The organism is Pseudomonas sp. Z4-7, from assembly GCF_051131965.1.
GTDB lineage: Bacteria > Pseudomonadota > Gammaproteobacteria > Pseudomonadales > Pseudomonadaceae > Aquipseudomonas.
The window spans coordinates 1,363,226-1,375,284 of record NZ_CP071642.1 but is presented as its reverse complement, the minus strand read 5'-3'; the positions used below and the strand labels follow the sequence as shown (position 1 = coordinate 1,375,284).

Here is a 12,059-nt window from a genome sequence, read left to right as displayed (position 1 = left end):
AGTTCACTCATTTGCTGCCTGACACTCCGCTATCGCGAGCAAGCTCGCTCCCACAAGGGACCGCGGCGCTAATTACTTCGCAGACTGAACCGCTGCACCAAGCTTCTTGGCAGCATCGGCCGGGTCGGCTTTCGGGTCGTTGATGTAGTTGGTCACGACATCGAAGAACGCGCCCTGCACCGCCAGCGTGGTCGCCATGTTGTGCGCCATGCTTGGTTGCAGGCCGCCGCTCTTGGCATCTGCCAGGAAGTCCTTGGCGGCGGTCTGGGCGCACGAGTCGAAACCGTACTTGGCCATGTCGCCCAGCATGTCATTACGCACCGGGATCGAGCCCTTGTTGATGCTGAAGACTTTCTGGAAGTTCTCACCCAGCACGACCTTGGCGATATCTTGCTGCCCCGCCGAAGTGCCTGCGTCCTTCTGCTTGAACACCGCCAGGGAGTCGATGTTGTAGGTGAAGGCTTTGTCGGTGCCCGGGAACGCTACGCACTCGTAGTCCTTGCCGGCGACTTTCTTGGCCGCGGTCCACTCGCTCTTGGCCCAGTCACCCATGATCTGCATGCCGGCCTTGCCATTGATGACCTTGGCCGCTTCCAGGTTCCAGTCCTGGCCCTTGCCATCGGGATCCATGTAGGTCGCGACCTTTTTCAGCTCGGTCAGCGCCTTGACCATTTCCGGACCGGTCAGCGCCTTGTTGTCCAGGTCGACCAGGGCTTTCTTGTAGCCATCGACGCCCATCACCGAAAGCACCACCGCTTCGAACACGGTGCTGTCCTGCCATGGCTGGCCGCCGTGGGCCAGGGGAATGAAGCCCGCGGCCTTGAGCTTGTCACCGGCAGCGTAGAATTCTTCGAGGGTGGTCGGGTTCTTGGTGATGCCGGCTTTCTTGAAGACTTCCGGGTTGATCCACAGCCAGTTGACGCGGTGGATGTTCACCGGCACGGCGACGTAGTCACCTTCGTACTTCACGGTGTCGGAGACTTTCTTGTCGAGCAGGCTGTCCCACTTCTCCGCTTTGGCAACGTCTTCCAGGATGTCGGTATCAAGCAGGCCGGTGGACGCCCATTCCTGGATGTCCGGACCTTTGATCTGGGCTACGCCCGGTGGGTTGCCGGCCACGGCACGGCTCTTGAGCACGGTCATGGCGGTGGAACCGCCGCCGCCGGCGACAGCGCCGTCCTTCCAGGTAAAGCCGTCTTTTTCTACCTGGGCCTTGAGCACATCGACCGCGGCTTTTTCACCACCCGACGTCCACCAGTGGACGACTTCCACGGAACCTTTCGATTCGGCGGCCAGGGCGCTGACGGGGAATGCTGCGACGGGAAGCAAGGAAGCAAGAGAAATGACAGTAGCGAGGCGAGAAATCGCATTCATCTAGAAGTACCTTTCTTGTTGTTATGCATGCAAGTCTGATGCTTGCGCTGCATGGATTCTAATCAGGGGCAATCCCTTCGCAGGTAACGAAGGGACGCGTGTATGTCACGACATGGTTACACAGGTGCAGGATCGGATAATCGCGCCAGGGCCGACGCCATGCTCGGCGCCAATGGCAAGCGTGGTATCAGCACCGCTTGCCAGGCGTGATAAAGGTCCGGTTTGCCCGGCCAGATATCGGCGCTGGGGCGGTTCTGCGGGTCCAGCTCGTGATGCCAGCTGCCGTTGCAGCGGTCGATGAAATGTTTGTCACAAAACTCCCAGAAGCGCCGGTACCAGACTTCGTATTGCGCCTCGTCGGTACGTTTGAGCAAGGCACTGGCCGCCGCTGCCGCTTCGGCGTGCACCCAGTGCAGGCGATGGCGAACCACGGCGCGATTGTCCCAGTCCAGCGTGTAGACGATGCCGGGCGCGCCATCGATGTCCCAGCCATGGCGGCAATTCTGATCGAAAAGTTTCTGCGCATCCTGGGCCAGCCAGCCCGGTGTCAGCATGCCGATCTGCACGCGCGCGGCTTCCAGATGCAGCAGCAGCCGCGCCCATTCGAAACCATGACCGGGCGTGGTGCCGTAGGGGCGGAAGCCATCGGCGGGATTGTCCTGGTTGTACTCGCGCAGCGGTTGCCAGTCGCGGTCGAAATGCTCCACCACCATGTAGTCGTTGGCGGCCGCATGACCATGGATGACCCGCTCGACGATACGCAGCGCGCGGGCCAACCAGCGCGGGTCGTCCGTGGCGTCGGCCAGGGCCAGGAAGGCTTCGGTGGCGTGCATGTTGCTGTTGGCGCCGCGATAGGCTTCCTCCTCGCTCCAGTCGCGGTTGAAGGACTCGCGCAGGGCGCCCTCTTCTTCACACCAGAAATGCTCGTCGATAACCCGCACCGCTTCCTTGAGCAATGCCTCGGCGCCGGGGCGTTGGGCGACTACCGCGGAGCTGGCGGCCAGGGCCACAAAAGCATGCAGGTAAGCCGCCTTGCCGGTGTCGCTGGCATCGGGATCAGCCATGGCGAACCAGCCGCCATGTTCGGCATCGCGCAGCGGGCCGCCGAGGGCCTGGACGCCATGATCCACCAGCTCGGCGAACCCCGGCAGGCCCTGGATGTGGGCCATGGCGAAGCTGTGGGTCATGCGTGCGGTGTTCATGGTCTCGGCCCGCGCACCGGCCGGCAGGCGACCCAGCTCGTCCAGGTTGCCAAAACCGTACGGCAGCTTCGAAGCCTTGGCGAACGCCAGCAGCCGCAAACCTTCGGCAGCGAGCCATTGCTGATGGGCAGGCGCATTCAGCCAACTGCTGAACGCCGGTTGGAAGGTGTCCATCGAGGTACCTTTTTTGTTGTTTGACGCAGGGAGTCTAAACAAGGCGGGATGGGTGGCAGGTAACGAAAGGGGCGAGTTATGTCACCGGCTTGTGACATTCAGCTGAGAGAAGTATCGAGACGACTGACGCCATCGCGAGCAAGCTCGCTCCCACATTGGATCTTCGGCGTTCACAAATCCCCTGTGGGAGCGAGCTTGCTCGCGATGAACGATAACGCGGTCTAATCAATCCACACTGCGAGGCAACTGCAACGTCACCCGCAACCCGCCCTCGCGCAGGTTCTGCAGGCTCACCTCGCCGCCATGGCTGTGGGCAATGTTGCGCGCGATGCCCAACCCCAGGCCATATCCCTGCTGCTGCCCGGCCAGGCGAAAGTGCGGTTCGAAGACCTGTTCGAGGCGTTGTTCCGGTACGCCCGGGCCTTCATCGTCAACGTGCAGGATGAAGGCGTTTTCATCGTCGTCGATGTGCAAGTGGGCCCTCTGCCCGTATTTCAAGGCGTTGTCGATCAGGTTGCCGATGCAGCGCTTGAGGGCCAGCGGTTTGCCGGGGTACGGTGCCAACGCCCGGCCATCCTGGGTCACCCGGCCGTTGCCGTGGGGCGCCAGGTAAGGCTCCACCAGGCAATCGAGCACATGATTGAGGTCGACCGGCTCGATGTTCTCGTGAATATCGGTGTCCTTGACGCATTGCAGCGCGCCCTTGACCAGCAGCTCCAGCTCGTCGAGGTCGCGGCCGAACTTGGCCTGCAGATTTTCATCCTCGAGCAACTCGACCCGCAGCCGCAGGCGGGTGATCGGCGTGCGCAGGTCATGGGAAATCGCGCTGAACAACTGGCTGCGCTCGGTCAGGTAGCGGCTGATACGCTCGCGCATGGCATTGAACGCACGCCCCACCTCCACCACTTCGCTGCCGCCGCCCTCGGCCACGGGCTCCACTTCAGCGCCCAGGGACATGTCCCGCGCGGCACGGGCCAAGCGCTTGAGCGGCCGGCTCTGCCAATGCACCAGCAAGCCGATGAACAACAGCAACAGGCTACTGGTGAGCACGATGAAGCCCACCTGCTGCTTGGGCAGGTCCTGCTCTTCGAGACTGGTATAGGGTTCGGGCAGCAGCGAGGCGATGTACAGCCATTCGCCCGGCGCCATCTGGATCTGCGTGACCAGTACCGGCGGGTTCACCGGCTCGAGCGTCAGGGCGTAGTGAGCCCACGAACGGGGTAGCTCATCAAGCTTGAGCCCGCCGTTGAAGATCCGCAGGTCTTCGGGGCTGACAAACTTGACGGAGATGTCGGCGTTATTGCCCAGGGAGCGGCGCAGCACATCGTCCACGGCCTTGAGCACCGCCAGTTTGCGCGGCGTGACCGGCAGCACATCCATGCCCAGCGGCTTGTCATTGAGCGTAACGACAAACCGCGTGCCGCCCATGCTGCGCAACTGGTCCAGCACCAACGGCCGATAGGCCACCGGCAGCGAACGCAGGTAGGTCACGGTGGCGGTCATCGAGTGAGCCAGGCTGCGGGCGCTGGTGACCAGGCCTTCGAGCTGCGTGGCGCGCAGTTGCGAAACCCAGATCAGGCTCGACAGCGTCTGGGCGAACAGCACCACCAGCAGCGTCAGCAGCAGCATCCGTCCGAGCAACGAGCGCGGCACGGGCACCCGTCGGGCAATCTTGCGGATTCCCTCAATGACCATTGCTGGCAACCACACTGGCCGCCAGTTGATAACCGCTGCCGCGCACCGTGCGGATCAATCGCGGCGGCTTGTCGGTATCGCGCAGGCGCTGGCGCAAGCGACTGACCGCCATGTCGACAATCCGGTCCAGCGGCATCAATTCACGCCCTCGGGTGGCGTTGCCGATGGTGTCGCGGTCGAGGATTTCCTGTGGATGATCGAGGAACAGCTTGAGCAAGGCAAAATCGGCACCCGACAGGATCACCTCTTCGCCATCGGCATGGAACAGCCGGTGGCTGACCATGTCCAGCCGCCACTCATCGAAGGCCAGCACTTCGCCGCCGGATCGCTCCTGGCCGAACTGCGCCCGTCGCAGCAAGGCCTTGATGCGCGCCTGCAATTCGCGAGGACTGAACGGCTTGCCCAGGTAATCATCCGCCCCCAGCTCCAGGCCGATGACCCGATCGGCCTCGTCGGAACTGGCGGTGAGCATGATGATCGGCACATGGGCCTGGCGCGGATGCTGGCGAACCCAGCGGCAAAGGCTGAAGCCGTCCTCGTCGGGCAGCATCACGTCGAGGATCACCAGGTCGCTCGGCGCCTCGTTGAGGGCCTGGCGAAACCCGGCGCCATCGGGGGTGGTACGCACCTGGAAACCCGCGCGACTGAGGTAAGTGTCCAGCAGTTCGCGAATCTCCTGGTCGTCGTCGACCAGCAAAATCGATTTGTTCACTGAACTCACGGGGCCTCGTCCTTGTTGTTTGAATTGGGGGCGATTATGCCTGATGGACGGGTTTTACAAACACATCACACCCCCTGTGGGAGCGAGCCTGCTCGCGAAAGCGGTGTGTCAGTCGCCATAAGTGCTGGCTGATACACCGCATTCGCGAGCAGGCTCGCTCCCACAAGGGGCTACATCTCAAACTGCGGAGGACTGCTCCAACGCCACGCCCGCGCCCATCAGGCCGGAATACGGCGCCGTCACCAGCCAGACCGGAATGCCTTTGAAATAATCACTCATGCAGCCCTTGTCGGCGAAGCATCTGGCGAAGCCGCTCTCGACAAAAAAATCGGCAAAGCGCGGGACCACGCCGCCGACGATGTACACGCCACCACGCCCGCCCACGGTGAGCACATTGTTGCCCGCCACGCGCCCCAGCCAACGGCAGAATTGTTCGAGCACCTCCAGGGCGACCGGGTCGCCGGCCAGGCCGGCGGCGGTGATCGACTCGGGGGTATCAAGCACCGGCTCATGGCCGTCCACCGCGCAGATCGCCCGGTACACACGAGGCAGACCGCTGCCGCTCAGTGCCGTTTCGGCGCTGACGTGGCCGATTTCGTTGTAGATGTGCTGCCAGAGCTGGGTCTCGCGCGGACTGCTCATCGGCAGGTCGACATGCCCGCCCTCCCCCGGCAACGCCGCGAAACGGCCCTCGCCCAGGTCCAGCAGCGTACCGACGCCCAGCCCCGTGCCCGGGCCGATCACCACCGCCGGGCGCATCGGCTCCGGCGTGCCCTGGCAGACGACCCGGTATTCATCGGGACGCAAGCAGGTCATGCCCAGGGCCATGGCGGAGAAATCGTTGACCAGCAGCAGCTTCTCCACCTGCAAAGTCTTGCAGAACGCCAGGTTGCTCAAGCGCCAGTGATTGTTGGTGAAGCGAAACTCATCGCCACTCACCGGACCGGCCACCGACAGGCACACCGAGCCGATGGAACCCGGCACCATGCCCATGCCGCTCAGGTAAACCTTGATGGCATCTTCCGGGCAGGCGTAATCCGCCGTCGCCAGCACCTGGATGTTTTCCAGGTTGTGGTTCTTCCACAACGCGAAACGTGCGTTGGTCCCACCGATATCACCGACCAAAGCCAGTTTCAATTAAGCGTCTCCAGGGCAGAAGTGAAGGCGCTGGCGCCCTGCTCTGCCGAGCTGAAGGCCATGCGCATGAAACCGAACAGCTCGCGACCGGTGCCGATGTTGTTGCCCAACAGGCCCTTGGCCGGTTCGCGCGCGGCGAATTCCTCGGCGTCCACCTTCAATTCCAAGGTGCCTTTGACGCCATCGACACGGATGATATCGCCCTCGCGCACCCGAGCCAACGCGCCGCCGACATAGGCTTCGGGACTGACATGGATGGCCGCCGGGATTTTCCCCGATGCGCCGGACATGCGCCCGTCGGTGACCAGCGCTACCTTGAACCCGCGATCCTGCAGCACGCCGAGAAAGGGCGTCATCTTGTGCAGCTCCGGCATGCCGTTGGAGCGCGGGCCCTGGAAGCGCATCACCGCGACAAAATCCTTCTCCAGCAGACCGGCCTTGAACGCATCGGCCAGGTCCTGCTGGTCCTGGAACACCATGGCCGGGGCTTCGACGACCTGGTTTTCCAGAGCCACGGCCGAGACCTTCATCACGCCCCGGCCCAGGTTGCCTTCCATCACCCGCAACCCGCCTTCCGGCGAGAAAGCCCGGGCTACCGGACGCAGGATGCTTTCGTCGAGACTTTCGGTCGGGCCATCGCGCCAGACCAGTTCGCCGTCCTCCAGGAACGGTTCCTGGGTGTAACGGCTCAGGCCATGGCCCATCACGGTGTTGACGTTTTCGTGGAGCAGGCCGGCTTCCAGCAGTTCGCGAATCAGGAACGACATGCCGCCCGCCGCCTGGAAGTGGTTGATATCGGCCTTGCCGTTCGGGTAGACGTGGCTCAGGGTCGGCACCACTTCGGAGAGGTCGGCCATGTCCTGCCAGGTCAGCTGGATGCCCGCCGCCATGGCGATGGCCGGCATATGCAGGGTGTGGTTGGTGGAGCCACCGGTGGCGTGCAGCGCAACGATGGAGTTGACCAGCGAACGCTCATCGACGATTTCGCCGATGGGCATGAAGTTGCCGCTCTGCATGGTCAGGCGCGTCACCTGGAACGCCGCTTCGCGGGTCAGGGCATCGCGAAGTGGCGTGTTCGGGTTGACGAACGAGGCGCCCGGCAAGTGCAGGCCCATCACTTCCATCAGCAACTGGTTGGTGTTGGCGGTGCCGTAGAACGTGCAGGTACCTGGGCTGTGGTAGGACTTCATCTCCGACTCCAGCAGCTCTTCGCGGGTCGCCTTGCCTTCGGCGTAGCGCTGGCGCACATCGGCCTTTTCCTTGTTGGAAATGCCCGAGACCATCGGCCCGCCAGGCACGAAGATCGTCGGCAGATGACCGAAGCGCAGCGCGCCTATCATCAGGCCCGGGACGATCTTGTCGCAGATGCCCAGCATCAAGGCACCGTCGAACATGTTGTGGGACAACGCCACCGCCGTGGACAACGCGATCACTTCGCGGCTCGGCAGGCTCAGCTCCATCCCCGCCTCGCCCTGGGTCACACCATCGCACATGGCTGGCGTACCGCCGGCGAACTGGCCGACCGAGCCGATCTCGCGCAGGGCTTTCTTGATTTGTTCCGGGAAGGTTTCGTACGGCTGGTGGGCCGAGAGCATGTCGTTATAGGACGACACGATAGCGATGTTGGCGGCGTTCATCATCCGCAGGTGATGTTTGTCTTCAGTGCCGCAACCGGCAACGCCATGGGCGAAGTTGGCGCATTGCAGCTTGCCGCGCATCGGACCGTCGCTGGCTGCACCGCGGATCAGTGCAAGGTAAGCCTCGCGAGTAGCGCGACTGCGGGCGATAAGCCGTTCGGTGACCTCAAGTACGCGGGGATGCATGTGTAGAACTCCAGGCTAACGGATGTGGCGACCTGATTGTCTATGCTGGTTAGAAGCCCTTTGCACGCCGCAGGAAAGACAGGGCGACAGACGGTTTCTGACCAATCGGACCAGTTGATTCAGGTCACTCGTTGTAGATAAAACAAAATATTGCCACTAAAAAGGCTTGTTTTCTATTTTTATGCGAATAATCTTGTAATTCCAACAACAAATCGACGGCGGCGCAGTTAATGACTCTTCGAATCGCAATCAATGGTTTTGGCCGCATCGGCCGCAACGTCCTCCGTGCACTGTATACCCAAGGCTATCGTCGCGACTTGCAGATCGTCGCCATCAACGACCTAGGTGACAGCGCGATCAATGCTCACCTGCTCAAGTTCGACACCGTCCACGGCACCTTTGATGCCGACGTGCAGCACGATCACGAGAGCCTGACGGTCAATGGCGACCGCATCGCGGTCAGTGCCATCCGCAACCCGGCCGAACTGCCCTGGGCCGCCGAAAAGATCGACGTCGTGTTCGAATGCACCGGCCTGTTCACCGACCGCGCCAAGGCCGCCGCGCACATCAGCGCCGGCGCCCGCAAGGTGATCATCTCGGCCCCGGCCAAGGGCGCCGACGCGACCGTGGTGTATGGCGTGAACCATGACATCCTGCGCCAGTCCCACCAGATCATTTCCAACGCTTCGTGCACCACCAACTGTCTGGCCCCGGTGGCCCAGGTGCTGCACCGCGAGCTGGGTATCGAAAGCGGCCTGATGACCACCATCCATGCTTACACCAACGACCAGAACCTGACCGACGTCTATCACAGCGACCCGTACCGCGCCCGTTCGGCCACCCAGAACATGATCCCGAGCAAGACCGGCGCCGCCGAAGCGGTAGGCCTGGTGCTGCCGGAGCTGGCGGGCAAGCTGACCGGCATGGCCGTGCGCGTGCCGGTGATCAACGTGTCGCTGGTGGACCTGACCGTGCAGCTCAAGCGCGAAGCTTCGGCCGATGAGGTCAACGCGCTGCTCAAGCAGGCCAGCCAGCATTCGAAGATCCTTGGCTACAACACCCTGCCGCTGGTCTCCAGCGACTTCAACCACAACCCGCTGTCGTCGATCTTCGATGCCAACCACACCAAGGCCAGCGGCAAGCTGCTCAAGGTACTGGCCTGGTATGACAACGAATGGGGTTTCTCCAACCGCATGCTGGATAACTGCCTGGCGCTGTGCAACGCCGAATAATCCCCGATAGCTGCGTGTGCCTCGACTATTGCTCCCTTGGGGGCGATAGTCGAAAAAGGCCGTCCACCGCCACGCGGTTGAAGCATCGGCCTCGAACCAAACGATAATTCCTCTTATTCAAACTCCCCCACCCTGTTAGACTTTGCGCCCGCGTTTCACTCGTCCCGCAGGATTTCCAATGCTGTCGTTGCCTCTTCGCTTGTGCGCTCTGTTCATGGCCCTGGGCCTGACGGCCTGCGATGACGCCCCGCGTTTTACCCAGGCCGAGCCCGGCGAAGCCAGATCCGGCGGCAGCGCGACAGTACGCAAGGCCGACCAGAACGCCTTCTCGCTGCCCTCGGCCAATCTGCCGCCCTCGCGGCGCGTGGACTTCAGCGTCGGCAACAGTTTTTTCCGCAGTCCCTGGGTAATCGCGCCCTCGACCACTACCGCCCGGGACGGCCTCGGCCCCCTGTTCAATACCAACGCCTGCCAGAACTGCCACATCAAGGACGGTCGCGGCCATCCGCCGGCACCGGATGCCAGCAGCGCGGTGTCGATGCTGGTACGCCTGTCGATCCCCGATGCGCCGCCCTACGCCAAGCTCATCGAACAACTCGGCGTCGTACCGGAGCCGGTCTACGGCGGGCAATTGCAGGACATGTCCGTGCCGGGCGTCGCGCCGGAAGGCAAGGTCAGGGTCGATTACTCTCCCGTCCCGGTGCGCTTCGAGGACGGCACCGTCGTCGAATTGCGCAAGCCGAGCCTGCAGATCACCCAGCTGGGCTATGGCCCGATGCACCCCGACACACGATTTTCGGCCCGTGTCGCACCGCCGATGATCGGCCTGGGTCTGCTCGAGGCCATCCCCGATGCAGCCATCCTGGCCAATGCCGAGTCCCAGGCGCGGGAGAACACCGGCATCGCCGGTCGCCCGAACATGGTCTGGGACGACGTCCAGCAAAAAACCGTGCCGGGGCGCTTCGGCTGGAAGGCCGGACAACCGAACCTCAATCAACAGAACGTCCATGCGTTCTCCGGCGACATGGGCCTGACGACCAGCCTGCGGCCCTTCGACGACTGCACCCAGGCCCAGCTCGATTGCCAGCGCGCGCCCAACGGCAACGGCCCTGAGGGCGAACCGGAAGTCAGCGACAACATTCTGCGGCTGGTGCTGTTCTACAGCCGCAACCTCGCCGTGCCGGCCCGCCGCGAGGTGGGTTCGGCCCAGGTGCTGGCGGGCAAGAACCTGTTTTTCCAGGCCGGTTGCCAGTCCTGCCACACCCCCAAGTACACGACGTCCGCCAATGCCGCCGAACCCGAGCTGGCGAACCAGGTCATCCGTCCCTACACCGACCTGCTGTTGCACGACATGGGCGAAGGCCTGGCGGACAACCGCAGCGAATTCAAGGCCAGCGGCCGCGACTGGCGGACCCCGCCGCTGTGGGGCATCGGCCTGACCGAAACCGTCAACGGCCACACCCAGTTTCTCCACGACGGTCGCGCCCGCAACCTGCTCGAAGCCGTGCTCTGGCATGGCGGCGAAGCCCAGGCGGCGCAGCGACAGGTTCTAGCATTCAACGCCGAGCAGCGCGCTGCGCTGTTGGCTTTCCTGAACTCTCTTTAAACGCACTTTCCGAAAAACGGGAGCCCGACATGTTCCGTCCCAAGCTGTTGTTCACCAGCCTCGCCGCCATCGCCCTGGGTGCCTGCTCGCCCCAGGACCCGCAAGCGGTCACCTCGGCCGCCATCGCCAAGCAGGTGATCCTGCCGACCTACAGTCGCTGGGTCGAGGCCGACCGCCAACTGGCGACCAGCGCCCTGGCGTTCTGCCAGGGCAAGGAAAACCTGGAAACCGCCCGCGCCGATTTCCTCAAGGCACAAAAAGCCTGGGCTGAACTCCAGCCGCTGCTGATCGGGCCGCTGGCGGAGGGCAACCGCGCCTGGCAGGTACAGTTCTGGCCGGACAAGAAAAACCTCGTGGGCCGCCAGGTCGAGCAACTGGTCAACAGCCAGCCGCAGATCGACGCCGCCGGCCTGGCCAAGTCCAGCGTCGTCGTGCAAGGGCTCTCGGCCTACGAATACCTGCTGTTCGACGCAAAGATCGACATGGCCGACAGCGCCCAGAAAGCCAAGTACTGCCCGCTGCTGATCGCCATCGGCGAACGCCAGAAGCAACTGGCCGAAGAGATCCTGTCGCGGTGGAACACCAACGACGGCATGCTCGCCCAGATGAGCAAGTTCCCGAACCAGCGCTATGCCGATTCCCATGAAGCGATCGCCGACCTGCTGCGGGTCCAGGTGACCGCCCTGGACACCTTGAAGAAAAAACTCGGCACGCCGATGGGCCGCCAGAGCAAGGGCGTGCCGCAACCGTTCCAGGCCGATGCGTGGCGCAGCCAGTCGTCGTTGCAAGGGCTTGAGGCCAGCCTGAGCGCCGCCCGGACCGTTTGGGTTGGCGTCGACAACAAAGGCTTGCGAGGTTTGTTGCCAAGCGAGCAGAAGCCGCTGGCCGACAAGATCGACGCTGCCTACGACGCCTCGTTGAAACTGTTCGCCAGCAGCCAGCGCTCACTGACCGAAATGCTCGGTGACGACGCCGGGCGCCAGCAACTCAACGATTTGTACGACAGCCTCAACGTCGTCCATCGCCTGCATGAAGGCGAACTGGCCAAGGCGCTGGGCATTCAACTGGGCTTCAACGCCAACGACGGTGACTGAT

Annotated in this window: 9 protein-coding genes; 3 read left to right on the top strand and 6 right to left on the bottom strand. The window is 63.1% G+C overall.

The features are described 5' to 3' along the window. Nucleotides 1-72 precede the first annotated feature (72 nt). From J3P91_RS05975 to edd, 6 genes are all read right to left on the bottom strand, one after another. Nucleotides 73-1,374: an ABC transporter substrate-binding protein gene (locus tag J3P91_RS05975; protein ID WP_434602988.1), complete on the bottom strand. Its 1,302-nt coding sequence runs from the start codon at nt 1,372-1,374 to the stop codon at nt 73-75. A 116-nt stretch (nt 1,375-1,490) separates the two neighbouring features. After that, nucleotides 1,491-2,750: an AGE family epimerase/isomerase gene (locus tag J3P91_RS05970; protein ID WP_434602987.1), complete on the bottom strand. Its 1,260-nt coding sequence runs from the start codon at nt 2,748-2,750 to the stop codon at nt 1,491-1,493. A 225-nt stretch (nt 2,751-2,975) separates the two neighbouring features. After that, a complete protein-coding gene (locus J3P91_RS05965) occupies nt 2,976-4,445 on the bottom strand; it encodes an ATP-binding protein (protein ID WP_305496330.1) in 1,470 nt (489 codons plus the stop codon). Beyond that, complete coding sequence (locus tag J3P91_RS05960; RefSeq protein WP_042730801.1) at nt 4,435-5,166, bottom strand: response regulator; 732 nt, start codon at nt 5,164-5,166, stop codon at nt 4,435-4,437. The genes J3P91_RS05965 and J3P91_RS05960 overlap by 11 nt, the downstream gene beginning before the upstream one ends. 177 nt (nt 5,167-5,343) lie before the next feature. After that, the gene (locus J3P91_RS05955; RefSeq protein ID WP_434602986.1) at nt 5,344-6,303 is read right to left on the bottom strand and encodes a glucokinase; all 960 of its coding nucleotides are present in this window, start codon (nt 6,301-6,303) and stop codon (nt 5,344-5,346) included. After that, nucleotides 6,300-8,126, bottom strand: a complete 1,827-nt coding sequence (edd, locus tag J3P91_RS05950; protein WP_434602985.1) for a phosphogluconate dehydratase — start codon at nt 8,124-8,126, stop codon at nt 6,300-6,302. Before edd ends, J3P91_RS05955 begins: the two co-directional genes overlap by 4 nt. A 230-nt stretch (nt 8,127-8,356) precedes the next feature. On the opposite strand from edd, the gene gap reads away from it, so the two are divergent. From gap to J3P91_RS05935, 3 genes are all read left to right on the top strand, one after another. Continuing rightward, the gene (gap, locus tag J3P91_RS05945) at nt 8,357-9,358 is read left to right on the top strand and encodes a type I glyceraldehyde-3-phosphate dehydrogenase (RefSeq protein ID WP_305496333.1); all 1,002 of its coding nucleotides are present in this window, start codon (nt 8,357-8,359) and stop codon (nt 9,356-9,358) included. A 178-nt stretch (nt 9,359-9,536) separates the two neighbouring features. Further along, the gene (locus J3P91_RS05940) at nt 9,537-10,964 is read left to right on the top strand and encodes a di-heme oxidoredictase family protein (protein ID WP_434602984.1); all 1,428 of its coding nucleotides are present in this window, start codon (nt 9,537-9,539) and stop codon (nt 10,962-10,964) included. Nucleotides 10,965-10,993: 29 nt separating this feature from the next. Further along, nucleotides 10,994-12,058, top strand: a complete 1,065-nt coding sequence (locus J3P91_RS05935; protein WP_305496335.1) for an imelysin family protein — start codon at nt 10,994-10,996, stop codon at nt 12,056-12,058. Nucleotide 12,059: the final 1 nt, after the last annotated feature.

Bases quoted from the DNA above. Each gene is read 5' to 3' on its own strand.
- J3P91_RS05975 (WP_434602988.1), bottom strand. From the start codon at position 1,374: ATGAATGCGATTTCTCGCCTCGCTACTGTCATTTCTCTTGCTTCCTTG.
- gap (WP_305496333.1), top strand. From the start codon at position 8,357: ATGACTCTTCGAATCGCAATCAATGGTTTTGGCCGCATCGGCCGCAAC.
- J3P91_RS05970 (WP_434602987.1), bottom strand. From the start codon at position 2,750: ATGGACACCTTCCAACCGGCGTTCAGCAGTTGGCTGAATGCGCCTGCC.
- J3P91_RS05940 (WP_434602984.1), top strand. From the start codon at position 9,537: ATGCTGTCGTTGCCTCTTCGCTTGTGCGCTCTGTTCATGGCCCTGGGC.
- edd (WP_434602985.1), bottom strand. From the start codon at position 8,126: ATGCATCCCCGCGTACTTGAGGTCACCGAACGGCTTATCGCCCGCAGT.
- J3P91_RS05965 (WP_305496330.1), bottom strand. From the start codon at position 4,445: ATGGTCATTGAGGGAATCCGCAAGATTGCCCGACGGGTGCCCGTGCCG.
- J3P91_RS05935 (WP_305496335.1), top strand. From the start codon at position 10,994: ATGTTCCGTCCCAAGCTGTTGTTCACCAGCCTCGCCGCCATCGCCCTG.